This is a genomic window from Bacillus sp. SD088 (assembly GCF_017355205.1).
In the GTDB taxonomy this organism is placed as follows: Bacteria; Bacillota; Bacilli; order Bacillales; family Bacillaceae_C; genus Lederbergia.
In genome coordinates this window covers 1-983 of the sequence record NZ_JADIJK010000068.1, presented here as the reverse complement: position 1 = coordinate 983, position 983 = coordinate 1, and the positions used below count along the sequence as shown (strand labels likewise).

Here is a 983-nt window from a genome sequence, read left to right as displayed (position 1 = left end):
GTGTACCTAGAAGAATTCGCTTTGATAACTTATCCCCTGCGGTGAAAAGGATTTTTCCACATGGTAGGCGTGAATTAACGGATGATTTGAAAGATTTGTTTTACACTATGGCTTCGAATATGAATTTTGTAATCCAGGTTTAGGTAATGAAAAGGGTCATGTGGAAGCTATGGTGAAATATGTCCGGAATAATTTCTTCTTACCAGAACGAAGGGTGTTTCAATTAGACGAATTGAATGCCAAGTTGTGGGAGGAAGCTGAAAAAGATCGTCTTCGTCCACATTATGAGAAAAAAGAAAAGATCAGTCAATTATTCGAAGAAGACAAACATGCATTTTTACATTTACCAGCTAAGGAATATAGTTGTGTACGCTATGAAACTTTGAAAGCTGATAAATATGGGTTTGTCCAGGTGGATACAAAAAAATACTCCACTTCCCCACGTTACGCAAAACAAGAAGTCTTGGTGGCAATCACATACAATCAGGTCACCATCCTTACGGATGAATATGAGAAAATCGTTAACCATAACCGAATATACGGAGATGTTTCTAAATCAATGATATGGCAGCCCTACCTGTCTCTCATGGCTCGAAGGCCAACAGCTTTAAAATATACTACATTTTATAGTCAATTGCCGAAACGTTGGCAAAGCTATTTGAATGATTGCACCGTAGAAGAAAAGAAACAAGTTTTAAAGTTATTATCAACATTATTAAAGGAACACAGTTTAGAAAAAGCAACAGAAGCGTTGGAAATAGCTTCTGAAAGGAGTCATCCGTCTCCCGAAGCAATTAAACAGATTTTCCATCAACTTATTCATGGGCGAGGTTATCGGGAAACGTTGGAGATGAAGACTAGCGTCCCAGCCATGCCGGTCGCGGAACGAGGTATCAAAAAGTATGATGTCTTCTTTTCCTCCGAAAGGAGGCAAGCATAATGCATGAGATGATTCAGGAATACGCAAAGCGATTAAAGCTCAG

Annotated in this window: 1 protein-coding gene; it reads left to right on the top strand. The window is 38.9% G+C overall.

Annotation, left to right across the window (positions count from 1 at the left end; genetic code table 11):
• Positions 1-169: 169 nt before the first annotated feature.
• The gene (locus IPU53_RS24645) at positions 170-940 is read left to right on the top strand and encodes a Mu transposase domain-containing protein (protein ID WP_207454179.1); all 771 of its coding nucleotides are present in this window, start codon (positions 170-172) and stop codon (positions 938-940) included.
• The last annotated feature ends 43 nt before the right edge of the window (positions 941-983 follow it).